Genomic DNA, 13,692 nt, shown 5'->3' on the forward strand with positions numbered 1-13,692 from the left:
TCATACCAGACCATTGCGTTGGGCCAGTTCGATCAGGTCGACCAGTGAGCGAGCATTGAGCTTTAATAAAAGTCGAGTCTTGTAAGTACTAACGGTTTTATTGCTGAGGAACATTCCATCGGCGATCTCCTTGTTTGTCTTTCCTCGGGCCAACTGTTGCAGGACCATCATTTCCCGCCCGGACAAACGATCCACCATATCAGCTTCACTGGCGTTCCCAAGACTGGAACGCACGGTATGCAGAGCCTGATTAGGAAAGTAGCTGTAGCCTGACAGTACAGCTTTTATTGCACTGAGCAACTCTGTGAGATCCTGTTGTTTGCAGACATATCCGGCGGCACCCGATTGCATGCAACGCATGGAAAAGTGCCCTGGCGCCTGAGAGGTCAATATCAGTACTTTTAGAGGCATCGCTGTTGATGTCAGGCGCGCGATGACTTCCAACCCATCCAGTTTCGGTATTCCAATATCCAGTATGACAATATCCGGCATTAGATCACGGGAAAGTTGTAATGCGTCCACGCCATTATCTGTTTCTGCAATGACTTCGTAGCCATGACGTTCCATTAGCATACGCACCGCAAGACGAATGACGGGGTGATCATCCACGATCAGCACTTTATTCATGGGCAAGTCCAATTTTAGCTGTTCGAATTTTTAGAGCCCGCACCATAGCCTAGTCGTTTCACCCATGGCATGCCGTCACCCCCGGCCACTCGCAGCGAGAGACATAGCCTACAAACAACGCGGATTTTTCCTACAAAAAATCATTGCCATACGAAGAGCCAGAGACTTTACTGGCCCAATGTTGCTCAGCGCTTCGACATTTTTTTGTATCGCCTTACAACAAAAAAAACACAAGAACAGGGTTTGACGCCGATAATCCAACACACATCGACTATTGAGCTACCCTCAAAAGTAACGGGCATTTACCAATACTCTCCGCGACCTGACTCAAACAATCAGAAAAAGCTCACATACCGTAACACTTCACCAACAATACACACCCTACAAATCTCCCTCACAACAACACAGCTACTATAACAACCTCCATTATTGGAGCAAAAAAAAAGAGTTCACCATAACAGCATGAAAACCTAATATATTAGTTATACAACCCCGTAAATAAATCGAGAAAACACATACTTCATGAGCAGAAAATATGATAAAACTCAGAAAAAAAATCACCAACCCGATGACAATCATCGCAATCTTTGCAGCATTATCTGAAACTTCGGCCGCTGTATCTCTCCCCTTTCTTGATAACGAGGAGAGAGCGCTCTATGTCTGGTTTCTGATTAGCTTCCCCTTTTATTTACTTTTTCTTTTCTTCGCCACACTCAACTTCAACTATCGGTCGCTTTACGCGCCCTCCGATTTCGAGAAGGAAGAACATTTCATAAAAGTCATGGACAACGCTGATCACTCGGAAAATAACCCATCCAGGGTAACGCACGAAAGCTCGGCGCCACACCATGTGCGCCTGCCTGTTCCCCTAAAGGATCTGCACATCGTTGATGCACGGTGGATACACAAAAAAATGGCGTTCAGCGCCCTGGTGGAGAGTATTCAGCATCCTCCGGATAATCCTGCACAAGTGATTGTATTTCTCACGTGTACCGACTCGGATAAATTACTGAAGGACAATACACTCAAACATTGGAAACAAATAAAGAAACAGAACAGTTCAACATTCTGTATTTCCTACAACTTGAGTTCACAGGGCGTGAGGGTTGTGGGCTAGGTATTGAATGGCCGCACATCAGAAGACAGCCCTTGAAGCCAGATCAAGGACAGGAAGCAGAAGGAACGGTTAGCAGAAACAAGAAGAAAGCGAATACGCAATATGCAGCAGCCCCCCTTTCAGATGTGTGGCCTTGTCATCAACAAGGCCACACATCCATTACCGCTTCAAAAGTCTCAGAAAAGCTTGCGACCTTTGTTCGCCGCGATACGCATGCGCAGGGCGTTGAGCTTGATGAAGCCTGCCGCGTCGGCCTGGTTGTAGGCGCCGCCATCTTCCTCGAAGGTCGCGATGTTGGCGTCGAACAACGACTCATCGGACTTGCGGCCAGTGACGATTACGTTGCCCTTGTACAGCTTCAGGCGCACTACGCCGTTCACGTGGGCCTGGGAAGCGTCGATCATCTGTTGCAGCATCAGACGCTCTGGGCTCCACCAGTAACCGGTGTAGATCAAGCTGGCGTATTTAGGCATCAGCTCATCTTTGAGGTGAGCCACTTCGCGGTCCAGGGTGATCGATTCGATCGCACGGTGAGCGCGCAGCATGATGGTGCCGCCAGGGGTTTCGTAGCAGCCACGGGACTTCATGCCCACGTAACGGTTCTCGACGATGTCGAGACGGCCGATACCGTGTTCGCCACCGATACGGTTCAGGGTCGCCAGCACGGTGGCCGGGGTCATTTCGACGCCGTCCAGTGCGACGATATCGCCGTTGCGGTAGGTCAGTTCCAGGTACTGCGGTTTGTCAGGAGCGTTCTCCGGGGAGACGGTCCAGCGCCACATGTCTTCTTCGTGCTCGGTCCAGGTGTCTTCCAGCACGCCGCCTTCATAGGAGATGTGCAGCAGGTTGGCATCCATCGAGTACGGGGATTTCTTCTTGCCGTGACGCTCGATCGGGATGTTGTGCTTTTCAGCATAATCCATCAGCTTTTCACGGGAGAGCAGGTCCCATTCGCGCCACGGAGCGATCACTTTTACGCCTGGCTTCAAGGCGTAGGCGCCCAGTTCGAAACGAACCTGGTCGTTGCCCTTGCCGGTCGCGCCGTGGGAAATGGCGTCAGCGCCGGTTTCGTTGGCGATTTCGATCAAACGCTTGGCGATCAACGGACGAGCGATGGAAGTACCCAGCAGGTACTCGCCTTCGTAAACGGTGTTGGCGCGGAACATCGGGAACACGAAATCGCGCACGAATTCTTCGCGCAGATCGTCGATGTAGATTTCTTTTACGCCCATGGCCTGTGCCTTGGCGCGGGCCGGTTCGACCTCTTCGCCCTGACCCAGGTCAGCGGTGAAGGTCACTACTTCACAGTTATAAGTATCCTGCAGCCACTTGAGGATCACCGAAGTGTCCAGGCCGCCGGAATACGCCAGAACGACCTTGTTTACGTCCGCCATGCCATCACTCCACGGGGTTCTACGGAAAGCCGTCAAGTCTACCGCTCATGCAGGACAATTTACAGAGGCGCGACAGCTTATGACGACGAAGCGACAGATTATGTCGAACGAGCGACGATTTCAGCAGGTTCAGGAGGCCTTCGCGGTGCCCGCGGAAGCGGTGGCTTGCGGCGCCGGTTGCTCGGTCGGTGCGACCCGTTCAAGGCGTACGGCTACCCGGCGGTTCTTCGCCCGGTTGGCGGCATTGTTGTTCGGCGCCAAAGGATAGCGCTCACCGTGAAAACGCAGGGTCATCTGCGATTCCTGAATACCATTGGCTTTAAAGAAATCCATCACGGCCAGCGCCCTGCGTCGTGACAGTTCACGGTTGGTCAGTCGATTGCCGCTGTTGTCGGAATGGCCGTCGAGTTCAATGTGGTTGACCGTCGGATCGGCTTTCATGAATTCCAGCATGACTTGCAAATGGGCCTTGGCTTGAGCGTCGAGATCGATGCCCTCCCCTGGAAAGCCGACTTCGGACTGCTTCACCTGCTCGAAATTCTGCGGCAGCAACTTGGCCACGCAACCCTGATAGTCACTGTAGGCCTTGCTGAATTTGACCGGCAGCAGACGGACTTCAGATACCCGACCGTCGCCCGAGGAGTGTCGAACCACCGGGCTGCGACCATCCATCAAACCGTTGATCAGGCGCCCGGCCTGAACTTGCGAGCTGTTGAACAGCACGTTGCCACTGCCGATGCGCACCGAGCCCAGGTTGATGTCACCACGTCCCGGTTGCCATGGCGCAGCGGCCGCCAGCAGGGTTGCCGAACCGCCACCGATCATCGAGTTGTAGGCCTTCAAGCGAAATGTCGCCTGTTCGCCGGCGCGACGTACGAACTCACCCGAACCGAAATCAGTGATCGGTTGAGCCAGGCGGCATTCGAACTTGTCACCTTCGACCGTCCACTCGATGCTCTCAAGAGGGGTCTGGAAAGTGAGCGCCATCGCAGGAAGGCTGGCAAACACACTGAGCAAGGCTAAATAACGCTGGCGCACGGGAGGCTCCACTGGCTTCTGCAACAAAAAGACCAACACACATATTTACGGCATACCTGTTGGATATCGGAAGCTTGCCGTAAAACTTGATAGCGAGTGCCTGGAAGAGTCTTTTCCGGTAGCATTCCCCTGAGTTTGACCCGCCTGGAATCCCCTCATGTCCGACCGCCTGACCCTGCTGCGTCCCGACGACTGGCATATTCATCTTCGCGATGGTGCTGTGTTGACCAATACCGTCGCGGATGTCGCGCGCACCTTTGGTCGCGCCATCATCATGCCCAACCTGGTGCCTCCGGTGCGCAACGCTGCTGAGGCCAATGGCTATCGCCAGCGAATTCTCGCCGCACGCCCGGCCGGCAGCCGTTTCGAACCGCTGATGGTTCTGTACCTGACCGACCGCACCCAGCCCGAAGAAATTCGTGAAGCCAAGGCCAGCGGTTTCGTTCACGCCGCCAAGTTGTACCCGGCCGGCGCGACCACCAACTCGGATTCTGGCGTCACCAGCATCGACAAGATTTTCCCCGCACTCGAGGCCATGGCCGACGTCGGGATGCCCTTGTTGGTTCACGGTGAAGTCACCCGTGGCGATGTCGACGTTTTCGATCGCGAAAAAATCTTCATCGACGAGCACATGCGTCGAGTGGTCGAGCGTTTCCCGACCCTAAAAGTGGTGTTCGAACACATCACCACCGCTGACGCCGTGCAGTTCGTCACCGAGGCTTCGGCCAACGTTGGCGCAACCATCACCGCGCATCACCTGCTGTACAACCGCAACCACATGCTGGTGGGCGGGATTCGGCCGCATTTCTATTGCCTGCCGATCCTCAAGCGCAATACCCACCAGGAAGCCCTGCTCGACGCCGCCACCAGTGGCAGCGACAAGTTCTTCCTCGGCACCGACTCGGCGCCCCACGCCCAGCACGCCAAAGAAGCGGCTTGCGGCTGTGCCGGTTGCTACACCGCTTATGCCGCGATCGAGATGTATGCCGAAGCCTTCGAACAGCGCAACGCGCTGGACAAGCTCGAAGCCTTCGCCAGCCTTAATGGCCCGCGTTTCTACGGCCTGCCGGCGAACACCGATCGCATCACCCTGGTCCGCGATGAGTGGACCGCCCCAACCAGCCTGCCGTTTGGCGAGCTGACCGTAATCCCGCTGCGCGCCGGTGAAAAACTGCGCTGGCGCCTGCTGGAGGAACACGCGTGAGTGAAGACCATTTCGACGACGAACAGGATGGTAATGGCGGCGGAGGCGGTTCCCGCCATCCAATGGCAGCCAGGTTCCGTGGTTACCTGCCGGTCGTTGTCGACGTAGAAACCGGTGGCTTCAACTCGGCCACCGACGCCCTGCTGGAAATCGCCGCCACCGTGATCGGCATGGATGAAAAAGGCTTTGTGTACCCTGAGCACACCTATTTCTTCCGGGTCGAACCGTTCGAAGGCGCGAACATCGAAGCGGCAGCTTTGGAATTTACCGGGATCAAGCTTGATCACCCGCTGCGCATGGCCGTGAGTGAAGAAGCGGCCCTGACCGATATCTTCCGCGGCGTGCGCAAGGCTCTGAAGGCCAACGGTTGCAAACGGGCGATTCTGGTCGGGCACAACAGCAGCTTCGACCTGGGCTTCCTCAACGCCGCTGTCGCGCGCCTGGACATGAAACGTAACCCGTTTCACCCGTTCTCCAGCTTCGACACGGCGACCCTCGCCGGTCTGGCCTACGGTCAAACCGTATTGGCCAAGGCCTGCCAGGCAGCGGATATCGACTTCGACGGTCGCGAGGCCCACTCGGCTCGCTACGACACCGAGAAGACCGCTGACCTGTTCTGCGGCATCGTCAATCGCTGGAAACAAATGGGCGGCTGGGAAGACTACAACGACTGATCCGTCACTAACCTGTGGCGAGGGAGATTGCGCCTTCGGCACAGGTGAACAGCATGGGGTTATCCCGCCCATAAAAAAACCGGCCTTATCAGCCGGTTTTTTTATGCCTCGAACGTGCCTTACAGCGCAGCAGCGTTCTCGGTCAGGTAAGCCGCAACACCTTCGGTGGAAGCGGTCATGCCTTTGTCGCCTTTTTTCCAGTTGGCAGGGCAAACTTCGCCGTGCTCTTCGTGGAATTGCAGAGCGTCGACCAGACGGATCAGCTCTTCGATGTTACGGCCCAGCGGCAGGTCGTTGATGATCTGCGAGCGGACAACGCCTTTGTCATCGATCAGGAACGCGCCACGGAAAGCCACGCCGCCTTCGGACTCAACGTCGTAGGCCTTGGCGATTTCGTGCTTCAGGTCGGCCGCCATGGTGTAGCGAACTTCGCCAATACCACCATTGTTGACCGGGGTGTTGCGCCAGGCGTTGTGGGTGAAGTGCGAGTCGATCGAAACGGCTACCACTTCCACGTTGCGTGCCTTGAAGTCAGACATGCGGTTGTCCAGAGCGATCAGCTCGGACGGGCAAACGAAGGTGAAGTCCAGTGGGTAGAAGAACACCAGGCCGTATTTGCCTTTGATGGCCGAGGACAAGGTGAAGCTGTCTACGATTTCGCCATTGCCGAGTACGGCCGGTACGGTGAAGTCAGGGGCTTGTTTGCCTACGAGTACGCTCATTGGATATCTCCTGGTGTAATAACGGTGAAGTACAGGGTTCGTACCAGCCTGCCACCCTCAGGCGACAGCCCTGTGACACGAACCCCCTTCGCAAAGGCCGACCATCATACACCGCGTTTTTGGCCTGTCTTCAACGGTTTTTTCTGCCAGATGAAAGGCCGCTGCTATATTTTCTCATGGAAGGTGTGAGAAGAAGCCGTTCGTCAGTCACACGCCCTTATGACGAAAACCTTTAGAAACCACTTTGACAATCATTCTCGTTAACATTAAGATCCATCGCAATTGAGTCACAACCAGCGACGGTTCTCACTTATGTATGTCTGCCTCTGCACTGGCGTCACCGACGGTCAAATCCGCGATGCAATCTATGAAGGTTGCTGCAGCTATCGGGAAGTACGTCAGGCCACCGGCGTTGCCAGCCAATGCGGCAAATGCGCCTGCCTTGCCAAGGAAGTGGTCCGTGATACCCTGGGCAAAGTGCAATCGGCTCAGGCGGCGATCCCCTACCCCGCAGAATTTACCGCCGCATAACTACTGTATTTCAAAGAACCGGACTTGATGTCCGGTTTTTTTATGTCTGGAAATCAATCGCTTAGGCGCTAGACGCGGAACACAAACATTCTTATTCCGATTAATTTTCATTTAAGTTTCAATAACTTAGGTTTGACACTCTTAATTACGCGGCTCAAACTCTGCCTTATAGACAGTTAATACAGGGCAGGACCCCATCATGAAAGGCGACGTTACAGTCATCCAGCATCTCAACAAGATCCTTGCCAATGAACTGGTCGCGATCAATCAATACTTTTTGCATGCGCGCATGTATGAAGATTGGGGCCTGAACAAACTCGGCAAGCACGAGTACCACGAATCCATCGACGAGATGAAGCACGCTGACAAGCTGATCAAGCGCATCCTGTTCCTTGAAGGTCTGCCGAACGTCCAGGACCTGGGCAAGCTGCACATCGGCGAACACACCAAGGAAATGCTTGAGTGCGACCTGAAGATCGAACGCGACGGCCATGCCGATCTGAAAGTCGCTATCGCTCACTGCGAAACTGTCGGCGACTTCGGTAGCCGTGAACTGCTCGAAGACATTCTTGAATCCGAAGAAGAACATATCGACTGGCTGGAAACCCAACTGGGCCTGATCGATAAAGTCGGTCTTGAGAACTATCTGCAGTCGCAGATGGGCGAAGAGTAAATGCTACGCCGCTAATCGCGATGCAATAAAAAAACCCCGCTCTCTTTTCAAGAGGCGGGGCTTTTTTATGACCGAATTTCAGGTTCACCTGGAACAAATGTGGGAGCGGGCTTGCTCGCGAAAACGGTAGGTCAGTCAACTTATCTGTTGAATGTTATACCGCCTTCGCGAGCAAGCCCGCTCCCACACACAGCGAATCAGGCGTCGGTCTTGTTGGCAGCAGCCGCTTCAACAGCGGCTTTGATCGTCGCTTGCAACGAACCGTCGGCAGCCATTTCAGTCATGATGTCGCTACCGCCGACCAGTTCGCCGCCGACCCACAGTTGCGGGAAGGTTGGCCAGTTGGCGTACTTTGGCAGGTTGGCGCGGATTTCCGGGTTCTGCAGGATGTCCACATAGGCAAACTTTTCGCCACAGGCCATAACAGCCTGAGCGGCTTTCGCGGAGAACCCACACTGTGGGGCATTCGGCGAGCCTTTCATGTAAAGCAGAATGGTGTTGTTGGCAATCTGCTCTTTAATCGTTTCGATGATATCCATGGAGCACCTCGGCTGAACTTTCCGACTCAGTGGTCGGCACGGTGGCGCATTGTAACGGAAACCCGAGCGCCATGCTCGGCCTCCCCAACAGTCATGTTCACGCAGCAGCCACGGTGACCGGCACGCCGTTCAACGCCGCATTGCCCGACAACTCATCGAGCTGACATTCGTCAGTCAGGTCATTGGCGCTGGAGCCGGGTTGACCGCTGGCAATCGTCATCTGCACACCCGGTCGCGCATGACCCCAACCGTGAGGAAGGCTGACCACACCTTTCATCATATCCAGGCTGGCGACCACTTCAACCTCGATCACGCCGACCCGCGAACTGACGCGCACCCGCTGCCCATCGCTGAGCCCGCGGCTGGCCAAATCGTCCGGGTTCATCAGCAGTTGATGGCGCGGTTTGCCCTTCACCAGACGGTGATAGTTGTGCATCCATGAGTTGTTACTACGCACATGACGGCGGCCGATCATCAGCAGCTCATCGGCGGCCGGTGCTTGCAGTGCCGCGAAGCGCGCCAGGTCAGCGAGGATCTCGACAGGCGCTGCCTGGACTCGCTGATTGGCCGTTTTCAGGCGTGGCGCCAGATTGGGTTTAAGCGCGCCCAGATCGATACCGTGAGGATGATCGAACAAGGTCGCCAGCGACAACTTGTGTCCCGAAGCGTCGCCATACAGGCCCATCCGCAGCCCTCGGTCGATCATCTGCGCCGGCGCGATAGTCGGTTTCAGCTCCTTGCCGGTCTTGGTCGCAAAGGCTTTGGCCAGCCCCACAAAGATTTCCCAGTCATGCAGCGCGCCTTCCGGCCTGGCGAGGATCGCCCGGTTGAAGCGAGTGACGTTGCGCACCGCGAACATGTTGAACGTGGTGTCGTAATGATCGTTTTCCAGCGCAGAAGTCGACGGCAGGATCAGGTCGGCATAACGCGTGGTTTCATTGATGTACAGGTCGACACTGACCATGAACTCCAATCCATCCAGTGCCTGCTCCAGTTGCCGGCCATTGGGCGTGGACAGCACCGGATTACCCGCCACGGTGATCAGCGCGCGGACCTGCCCTTCCCCTTCGGTGAGCATCTCTTCGGCCAGCGCCGATACCGGCAGCTCTCCAGCGTACTCCGGACGCCCGGACACCCGGCTCTGCCACCGGTTGAAATGCCCGCCCGAGGTCGACGCCACCAGATCCACCGCAGGTTCGGTGCATAACGCACCGCCCACTCGGTCGAGGTTGCCGGTGACCAGATTGATCAATTGCACCAGCCAATGGCACAGGGTGCCGAAAGCCTGGGTCGAAACGCCCATGCGGCCATAGCAGACCGCTGTCGGCGCTGCCGCGAAGTCGCGCGCCAGTTGGCGGATCTGCTCGGCGGGCACTGCGCACAGCGGGCTCATGGCCTCGGCGGTGAAACTTGCGATCGCCTCACGCACTTCATCCAGGCCGTCGACCGGTAAATGACTGTCGCGGGTCAAGCCTTCGGCGAACAAAGCATTGAGCAGCCCGAACAACAGCGCCGCATCGCCACCGGGGCGCACGAACAGATGCTTATCGGCAATCGCCGCCGTTTCGCTGCGACGCGGATCGACCACCACCACTTTGCCGCCCCGGGCCTGAATCGCCTTGAGGCGCTTCTCTACATCCGGCACGGTCATGATGCTGCCGTTGGAGGCCAGTGGATTGCCGCCCAGGATCAGCATGAAATCGGTGTGATCGATGTCCGGGATCGGCAATAGCAAGCCGTGCCCGTACATCAAGTGACTGGTCAGGTGATGGGGCAACTGATCGACCGACGTTGCGGAAAACCGGTTACGGGTTTTCAGCAGGCCGAGGAAGTAATTGCTGTGGGTCATCAACCCGTAGTTATGCACGCTGGGGTTGCCCTGATAGACCGCCACCGCGTTCTGCCCGTGACGTTCCTGAATCGCCGCCAGGCGTTCGGCCACAAGACTGAAAGCGTCTTCCCACTCGATAGGCTGCCATTCGCTACCCACCCGCAGCATCGGCTGACGCAGGCGATCCGGATCGCTCTGAATGTCTTGCAGGGCAACCGCTTTGGGGCAGATATGCCCGCGACTGAAGGTGTCTTGGGGGTCACCCTTGATCGAGGTGATCTGCACGCCACTGCCTTCGACCTCGGTGGTTTCGATGGTCAGGCCGCAGATGGCTTCACACAGGTGGCACGCACGGTGGTGGAGAGTCTTGGTCATGGCCAGTCTCTGTTTTGTTCTGGGCGGGCAATATCGGCCGCGGGAACAAAACTATGGCGCGCGACTCGCCCCTTTGCCAGCGACGTTCGTCTTGTGAATCGGCGATCATCAGGCCAGCCGATGACAGCAAGAGATCAGATCGGCGGCAGACTCGGCGGCGCCTGCAACTGGATCTCCTCGATGGTTTCGATCTGCTCGTGGGCAACATGCACACCGGTGAGCTCGCCGATCAGTCGCCAATGCTCATCGAGCCCGGCGCTGATGGTGGCCATGCGGTCGATCATGCGCCGGCCAGCCACCTTCGTGACTTCGTCTTCACTGCGCAACAATTCGAAAGACATCGAAGTCATGGAAGCGGTGAGATGGGTCAGGGAGCGCGCTGTAAGGCCGAGTAGCTCCATCAACAGTTGTTCTTTCGATTCCATTCCTGAGGCTTCCTGTGTCGCTCGTGCTCTAGTTATAACCCAGCACTTTGCTTTAGCAAATGTTTCGGACAACACACATTGCTCGCCAAAGGCTCGAATGACAGGTCAAAAACCGACCGCCAGCGTGTCGCCCGCGCCCTGTTTGATTGCCAAGCCCGGCGAGCCCGGTGTACAAATGGTTAGCTGCTGTCAGGAAACAGGCTTCAAAAGCGCTACTGCGGTCACCCGTAGCCCCTCTGAAATCCCCTAAACACCGTAGCCTATTGGAAAAACGCGACATTTAGTGTCAATATCGCGCCTCCCCCTATTTCGTCGCCCCGTGCGGCTTACGCCGCAGGTCTCGCCCGTTTTTCAGTTAAACAAGGCTTTGAGTATCTGCGGTCTGTTGCAAAAAGGTAGTCAATGATGAGCGCAAGGCACTTTCTCTCCCTGATGGATTGCACGCCCGAAGAGCTGGTCAGCGTGATCCGTCGAGGCGTTGAGCTCAAGGACCTGCGTAACCGCGGCGTACTGTTCGAGCCTTTGAAGAACCGCGTCCTGGGGATGATTTTCGAGAAATCCTCGACCCGCACCCGTATCTCGTTCGAAGCCGGCATGATCCAGCTCGGTGGCCAGGCGATCTTCCTGTCGCCACGCGATACGCAACTGGGTCGCGGCGAGCCGATCGGCGACTGCGCCATCGTCATGTCGAGCATGCTCGATGCGGTGATGATCCGTACCTTCGCCCACAGCACCCTGACCGAATTTGCCGCCAACTCCCGCGTGCCGGTGATCAACGGCCTGTCCGATGACCTGCACCCGTGCCAGTTGCTGGCCGACATGCAAACCTTCCTCGAACACCGCGGTTCGATTCAAGGCAAGACCGTGGCTTGGATCGGCGATGGCAACAACATGTGCAACAGCTATATAGAAGCGGCGATCCAGTTCGATTTCCAGTTGCGCATCGCCTGCCCGGAAGGTTACGAACCCAACCCTGAGTTCGTGGCTAAAGCCGGCGATCGGGTGACCATCGTCCGCGATCCGCAGGAAGCCGTGCGCGGCGCGCACCTGGTGAGCACCGACGTCTGGACCTCCATGGGCCAGGAAGAGGAAACCGCCAAGCGCCTGAAATTGTTCGCACCGTTCCAGGTCAACCGTGCCCTGCTCGACCTGGCCGCGCCGGATGTGCTGTTCATGCATTGCCTGCCGGCCCACCGTGGCGAGGAAATCAGCCTCGACCTGCTCGACGACTCGCGCTCGGTGGCCTGGGATCAAGCCGAAAACCGTCTTCATGCACAAAAGGCCTTGCTCGAATTCCTCGTCCCGCCTTCGTACCACCACGCATGAGCCAGCCATTACTGCTGAACCTGCGCAACCTGGCCTGCGGTTACCAGAACCAGCGGGTTGTGCAGAACCTCAACCTGCATTTGAATGCCGGCGATATCGGTTGCCTGCTGGGGTCTTCGGGCTGCGGCAAAACCACTACCCTGCGGGCGATTGCCGGTTTTGAACCGGTGCATGAAGGCGAAATCCAGCTGGCGGGCGAGACCATCTCCAGCGCTGGTTTCACCCTCGCCCCGGAGAAGCGCCGGATCGGTATGGTGTTCCAGGATTACGCGCTGTTTCCGCATTTGAGCGTGGCCGAGAACATCGCCTTCGGGATCCGCAAGCACCCGCAAAAGGATCGCATCACCGAAGAGCTGCTCGAACTGGTCAACCTGAAAAACCTCGGCAAGCGCTTCCCCCATGAGCTGTCCGGCGGCCAGCAGCAACGTGTCGCCCTCGCCCGCGCCCTGGCGCCGGAACCGCAACTGCTGTTGCTCGACGAACCGTTCTCCAACCTCGACGGCGAATTGCGACGCAAGCTCAGCCATGAAGTACGCGCCATTCTCAAGGCTCGCGGCACCAGTGCGATCCTGGTGACCCACGATCAGGAAGAAGCCTTCGCGGTCAGCGACCACGTGGGCGTTTTCAAGGAAGGTCGCCTGGAGCAGTGGGACACGCCCTACAACCTCTATCACGAACCCCTGACGCCATTCGTGGCCAGTTTCATTGGCCAGGGCTACTTCATTCGCGGTCAGTTAAGCAGCCCGGAGTCGGTGCAGACCGAGCTGGGTGAGTTGCGCGGCAACCGCGCCTACACCTGGCCAACCGGTTGCGCCGTGGACGTGTTGCTGCGCCCGGACGATATCGTCTATGCGCCGGACAGCCCACTGAGGGCGCAGATTGTTGGCAAGAGCTTCCAGGGGGCATCAACCCTGTACCGCTTGCAGCTGCCTACGGGCGCACAGCTGGAGTCGATTTTCCCGAGCCATGCCGATCATCTGGTCGGTGCTGAAGTAGGCATTCGGGTGGCGGCTGAACACCTGGTACTGTTCCAGGCGAACGGCAGCACGGCGGCGCAGATTCCGGTGATCGAATCCGGTGTTCGGCGGTACAGCACAGCTAGTTGAACAACGCGAATGCGACCCGACTTGCTCGCGAAAGCGGTGTAACAGACAACAATGATGTTGAATGTTATGGCCCCTTCGCGAGCAAGTCGGATCGCCGCACCGCCGCTCCC

At 57.0% G+C, this 13,692-nt stretch carries 14 protein-coding genes; 7 read left to right on the forward strand and 7 right to left on the reverse strand.

Going from position 1 to position 13,692, the window contains the following annotated elements; translation table 11 throughout:
• Entirely contained in the window at positions 1-627 is a 627-nt protein-coding gene (locus BK662_RS10830; RefSeq protein WP_123358036.1) for a response regulator transcription factor, read from the reverse strand.
• Positions 628-1,162: 535 nt separating this feature from the next.
• Between BK662_RS10830 and BK662_RS10835 the strand changes: the two genes are divergently transcribed.
• Positions 1,163-1,744 carry a hypothetical protein gene (locus tag BK662_RS10835; RefSeq protein ID WP_123358037.1) on the forward strand — a complete coding sequence of 194 codons (582 nt, stop codon included), beginning with the start codon at positions 1,163-1,165 and terminating at the stop codon, positions 1,742-1,744.
• 176 nt (positions 1,745-1,920) lie between these two features.
• Here BK662_RS10835 and BK662_RS10840 read toward each other — a convergent pair whose 3' ends face one another.
• Together BK662_RS10840 and BK662_RS10845 are read right to left on the reverse strand one after the other, a co-directional pair.
• A complete protein-coding gene (locus BK662_RS10840; RefSeq protein WP_123358038.1) occupies positions 1,921-3,138 on the reverse strand; it encodes an argininosuccinate synthase in 1,218 nt (405 codons plus the stop codon).
• 129 nt (positions 3,139-3,267) lie between these two features.
• Entirely contained in the window at positions 3,268-4,176 is a 909-nt protein-coding gene (locus BK662_RS10845) for a flagellar protein MotY (RefSeq protein ID WP_123358039.1), read from the reverse strand.
• A gap of 157 nt (positions 4,177-4,333) precedes the next feature.
• Between BK662_RS10845 and pyrC the strand changes: the two genes are divergently transcribed.
• Positions 4,334-5,380 (forward strand): dihydroorotase, encoded by a 1,047-nt coding sequence (gene pyrC / locus BK662_RS10850; protein ID WP_123358040.1) that lies wholly within the window; start codon positions 4,334-4,336, stop codon positions 5,378-5,380.
• Positions 5,377-6,054, forward strand: coding sequence for a ribonuclease T (rnt, locus tag BK662_RS10855; RefSeq protein ID WP_007898509.1), 678 nt, complete (start codon positions 5,377-5,379; stop codon positions 6,052-6,054). Before pyrC ends, rnt begins: the two co-directional genes overlap by 4 nt.
• Positions 6,055-6,173: 119 nt before the next feature.
• Here the strand turns inward: rnt and BK662_RS10860 are convergent, their stop codons facing one another.
• On the reverse strand, positions 6,174-6,776 hold the full coding sequence (locus tag BK662_RS10860) for a peroxiredoxin (protein ID WP_007898510.1): 603 nt from the start codon (positions 6,774-6,776) through the stop codon (positions 6,174-6,176).
• 312 nt (positions 6,777-7,088) lie between these two features.
• Here BK662_RS10860 and BK662_RS10865 point away from each other — a divergent pair, with 312 nt between their 5' ends.
• Positions 7,089-7,307, forward strand: coding sequence for a bacterioferritin-associated ferredoxin (locus tag BK662_RS10865; protein ID WP_123358041.1), 219 nt, complete (start codon positions 7,089-7,091; stop codon positions 7,305-7,307).
• A 199-nt stretch (positions 7,308-7,506) separates the two neighbouring features.
• Positions 7,507-7,980, forward strand: coding sequence for a bacterioferritin (gene bfr, locus BK662_RS10870; protein ID WP_007898512.1), 474 nt, complete (start codon positions 7,507-7,509; stop codon positions 7,978-7,980).
• 197 nt (positions 7,981-8,177) lie between these two features.
• Here the strand turns inward: bfr and grxD are convergent, their stop codons facing one another.
• The 3 genes from grxD to plzR all read right to left on the reverse strand — a co-directional run bounded on the left by grxD (position 8,178) and on the right by plzR (position 11,150).
• Positions 8,178-8,519, reverse strand: a complete 342-nt coding sequence (gene grxD / locus BK662_RS10880; RefSeq protein WP_007898513.1) for a Grx4 family monothiol glutaredoxin — start codon at positions 8,517-8,519, stop codon at positions 8,178-8,180.
• Positions 8,520-8,616: 97 nt separating this feature from the next.
• Positions 8,617-10,725, reverse strand: coding sequence for a molybdopterin oxidoreductase family protein (locus BK662_RS10885; protein WP_123358042.1), 2,109 nt, complete (start codon positions 10,723-10,725; stop codon positions 8,617-8,619).
• 134 nt (positions 10,726-10,859) lie between these two features.
• Complete coding sequence (gene plzR, locus BK662_RS10890) at positions 10,860-11,150, reverse strand: PlzR type 4 pili assembly inhibitor (protein WP_123358043.1); 291 nt, start codon at positions 11,148-11,150, stop codon at positions 10,860-10,862.
• A gap of 405 nt (positions 11,151-11,555) precedes the next feature.
• On the opposite strand from plzR, the gene argF reads away from it, so the two are divergent.
• Together argF and BK662_RS10900 are read left to right on the forward strand one after the other, a co-directional pair.
• On the forward strand, positions 11,556-12,476 hold the full coding sequence (argF, locus tag BK662_RS10895; protein ID WP_032830187.1) for an ornithine carbamoyltransferase: 921 nt from the start codon (positions 11,556-11,558) through the stop codon (positions 12,474-12,476).
• The gene (locus tag BK662_RS10900; RefSeq protein WP_123358044.1) at positions 12,473-13,582 is read left to right on the forward strand and encodes an ABC transporter ATP-binding protein; all 1,110 of its coding nucleotides are present in this window, start codon (positions 12,473-12,475) and stop codon (positions 13,580-13,582) included. Before argF ends, BK662_RS10900 begins: the two co-directional genes overlap by 4 nt.
• Positions 13,583-13,692 lie beyond the last annotated feature (110 nt).

Origin of the sequence: Pseudomonas frederiksbergensis (assembly GCF_003732275.1) — a bacterium.
Lineage (GTDB): Bacteria > Pseudomonadota > Gammaproteobacteria > Pseudomonadales > Pseudomonadaceae > Aquipseudomonas > Aquipseudomonas frederiksbergensis_H.